The sequence below is a fragment of the Acetobacter orientalis genome, from assembly GCF_000963965.1.
Taxonomy (GTDB): domain Bacteria; phylum Pseudomonadota; class Alphaproteobacteria; order Acetobacterales; family Acetobacteraceae; genus Acetobacter; species Acetobacter orientalis.
The window spans coordinates 1-3,067 of sequence record NZ_BAMX01000064.1 but is presented as its reverse complement, the minus strand read 5'-3'; the positions used below and the strand labels follow the sequence as shown (position 1 = coordinate 3,067).

The following is a 3,067-nucleotide window of genomic DNA, read 5'->3' as shown; positions in this document are numbered from 1 at the left end:
GATTACTGAACAAATCTCTCTCCGGTAAACCCGGGGCAGTTCAGTATGGCTTCGACATGGCTTTTCCTGCCGTCTTTCTCGTTTTGCTACGCGGCATGTGGTCGGGACCACGAAAAGCAGCGCCATGGGTTGTCAGCGGCGTGGTGGGAGCGATGGTTTATCTAGCACTCCCGGGCGCCTGGTATGTGCCTGCAGGCGCTGTATCAGGCATTATCGCCGCATGGTGGACGACACGCACATGATGGTTCATCCTGAAACAGTAATGGCCATCATATTAATGGCCAGCATGACATATCTCACAAGGATTACAGGCTATCTTTTGCTGGGCGGTCGTCAGATGTCCGACCATATGCGTCAGGTCATGGAAGCTGCTCCGGGCTGCGTGCTGGTCGCGGTGATTGTGCCGTATTTCGCAACTAACAACCACGGTGATTTATTGGCTTTGGGGCTGACTGCTCTTGCTGCAAGTCGTTGCTCCCTTCTCTCAACCATACTGATCGGCGTGGGTTGTGCGTGGGGGCTGCGTAATGTGTTGCACTTGTGACTATGATGACGCCGGCGGTCTTGATAAGGAGAAACAGTATTATGACACTTCACACTTGGTGGCTTTTTGTCGTTGCGGTTTTTCTGCTTTCAGGGACGCCTGGCCCCAACATGCTGCATATTCTGTCGCGGAGTGTCGATCTCGGAATGAAGCGGAGCATTGCTGCAATGGCTGGTTGCCTGACGGCGCTCGTAACTGTTTTAACAGCGTCAGCAGTAGGATTAATCACGCTGCTTATGGCGCTTCCGGGGGCATTTGAAATTCTGAGATATGTCGGCGTCGCCTATCTGCTTTATCTCGGCATTAAGGCGTGGCGTAGTGAGGTTGCACCTCTCGATGTCGGTAAAAACAAACTCCCTGCGTCACTTTCCTCGGCCACTCTGTTTCGAGGTGGCTTTATCATCGGCATCAGTAACCCGAAGCTTATTATGTTCGCGACAGCTTTTCTGCCTCAGTTTGTTAGTCCTGCAGTTGCACAGGCTCCTCAATTTGCGATCCTCGTCGCAAGCTTCTCAGCTGTCGAGTGTTTTTGGTACATGATTTATGCCGCTGGAGGCCGTTCGTTATCCCATTATCTGGTCCGGCCTTCCATCAAACGCATCTTCAACCGCGTTACAGGAGCAATTTTCGTCGGGTTTGCAGCTCTTCTTTTGAAAGCCCGGCCGGCTTGATTTTTTAAACCGCAACCAAATTTCGTGCCCACATGTCGACGAGATGTCACCGCATCAAAGATGCGGCTCGCACGAACTTCTGTTTTTTGCAGTCGATGAAATCAACAAACAGATCAGACGAAACCGTCGGCCCACTCTACATAGACTGCAGACAAACGGCACTCGCCTTCATCTCGGACTTAGAGGTTATGAGAGAGTCGACATTAATCAGACATGCGACGTCGAAAACTCAATCACAGCATAAAGACCTAAAAGTCCCATCCCCCCATAGCGGCGTGTTCGCGAAGCCGCGGGACAGCGAAGTCGAGAAAGCTTCTGATCTTCAATGGCAACGGATCATGATAGGCATAAAGAAGGCTGACGGGAACGGGATTTGACTGGAAAGCTGCAAGCACAACTTGCAATTTTCCCTCTTTAACAGCCTCCATTGCCTGATAGGATAGCACTCTTGTCACACCCAGCCCGCTAATAGCGGCGTCCACAGCTGCCTCCGCCGTGCTGACCGCCAGTCTTGACCGAACTGTCACGGCCTGTTCCTTACCGTCAGTGTCCGCAAAGAGCCATGAACTGGTCGGACTGAGACTATCAAACGTTATGCACGACAACCTTGTCAGATCGTGCAGCGTTTGAGGCACGCCGTGCCGCGCGAAATACCTGGCACTGCCGCATATGACCTGGCTGACGGTCCCGACCTGCGTCGCACGCAGACTGCTGTCAGGGAGCCGACCGATCCGAACGGCCAGATCGATATGCTCATCGAGCAGGTGGGTATTTCTGTCGGACATCATCATGCGGACATCAATGTCAGGATAGGTCGCCAGAAACGCCGTGACGACAGGGAGCGCGTGCCGCCTCCCAAAAGCAACAGGGGTAGTCATAAGAATCTCTCCTTTTGGGGAGACATACTCACCGGCAGCTTTCCGTTCAGCATTACCGATTTCATAGAGAATGCGCCGGCAATCGCTGACATAGCCGTTCAAGATCAAGCATCATGATATGGACGCCTCGCGTTCAAATTGAACACAAGCAGTTTGGTCAGCCAAAACAAAGTCATGCCTGTGGGGATTTATCAGCATCAAGGGAAGCGCGGAGAGATATAAAGTCCCCAAGCCGAACAGTGTGCGAAACACAGCCACCAGTGATACGCCGCAGAGTATCGGGGTTCTGGAACCCGTTCTGACAGACTTCGTTTTGGGAGAAGAAGGAGTCAAAAACGGTACTTTTAAAACCTTCCGTTCAAAGAACAGAAAGGAAGGAAGGAAGGAAGGAAGGAAGGAAGGAAGGAAGAAAGATAATAATACAAACGAAAGCCATTAAGGTTTCCTCTGGTGCTGATAAAACAGCAAATCATATTTTCTATGGTGATAAAAACGAACATATAGACGTGCTGGAAGGTAGTAATTCCCAAATGAAAGACGCTATGCGACAAACAAAACATAAATATCTAAAATATGGTTTTCATCACTTCAAAATATCACCAAAAGAAAAATTAACAAATGAGCAGTTGCGCGAGACAATCAATAAATTAGCACAGGAATATAAGTTCAATCCTGAGGACATAACTCTTATTGAACACACTAAAAAACGCGCTGATACAACAGCATCAGACAAACATTACCATCTCATTGTTCCACATTATCAACCTACACAATGTAAAGCACTCGACACAAAAAATGGTTTTTCTTGAAACGAAAAAATTGCTCGAATTTGCGAAATCGCATTCGGGCATGAAATAGTGCAAGGACAGCACAATAAAGCCGTATATCACCAGCTAGGCTCAGGACTCATTCTTTGAGGTAGAAGATGAAGCTTGCTGCGATGTGGATTGCGGACATGAAGGTATGAGCGCAGC

General features: G+C 49.4%; 4 protein-coding genes and 1 pseudogene. 4 read left to right on the top strand and 1 reads right to left on the bottom strand.

Features of this window, described 5'->3' with window-relative positions:
* From Abor_RS13065 to Abor_RS12995, 3 genes and pseudogenes are all read left to right on the top strand, one after another.
* Positions 1-242 (top strand): annotated as a pseudogene (locus Abor_RS13065) (hypothetical protein); the annotation flags it as partial.
* Positions 221-544, top strand: a complete 324-nt coding sequence (locus tag Abor_RS13000; RefSeq protein ID WP_197719564.1) for an AzlD family protein — start codon at positions 221-223, stop codon at positions 542-544. The pseudogene Abor_RS13065 and the gene Abor_RS13000, both read left to right, overlap by 22 nt.
* Before the next feature lie 41 nt (positions 545-585).
* Entirely contained in the window at positions 586-1,215 is a 630-nt protein-coding gene (locus Abor_RS12995) for a LysE family translocator (protein WP_048842327.1), read from the top strand.
* Positions 1,216-1,463: 248 nt separating this feature from the next.
* Here Abor_RS12995 and Abor_RS12990 read toward each other — a convergent pair whose 3' ends face one another.
* Positions 1,464-2,195, bottom strand: coding sequence for a LysR substrate-binding domain-containing protein (locus Abor_RS12990; RefSeq protein ID WP_219809807.1), 732 nt, complete (start codon positions 2,193-2,195; stop codon positions 1,464-1,466).
* A gap of 428 nt (positions 2,196-2,623) precedes the next feature.
* On the opposite strand from Abor_RS12990, the gene Abor_RS12985 reads away from it, so the two are divergent.
* Positions 2,624-2,902 (top strand): hypothetical protein, encoded by a 279-nt coding sequence (locus tag Abor_RS12985; RefSeq protein ID WP_048842326.1) that lies wholly within the window; start codon positions 2,624-2,626, stop codon positions 2,900-2,902.
* Positions 2,903-3,067 lie beyond the last annotated feature (165 nt).

Coding starts and splice junctions, on each gene's coding strand:
- Abor_RS13000 (WP_197719564.1), top strand. CDS start 221: ATGGTGGACGACACGCACATGATGGTTCATCCTGAAACAGTAATGGCC.
- Abor_RS12995 (WP_048842327.1), top strand. CDS start 586: ATGACACTTCACACTTGGTGGCTTTTTGTCGTTGCGGTTTTTCTGCTT.
- Abor_RS12985 (WP_048842326.1), top strand. CDS start 2,624: ATGAAAGACGCTATGCGACAAACAAAACATAAATATCTAAAATATGGT.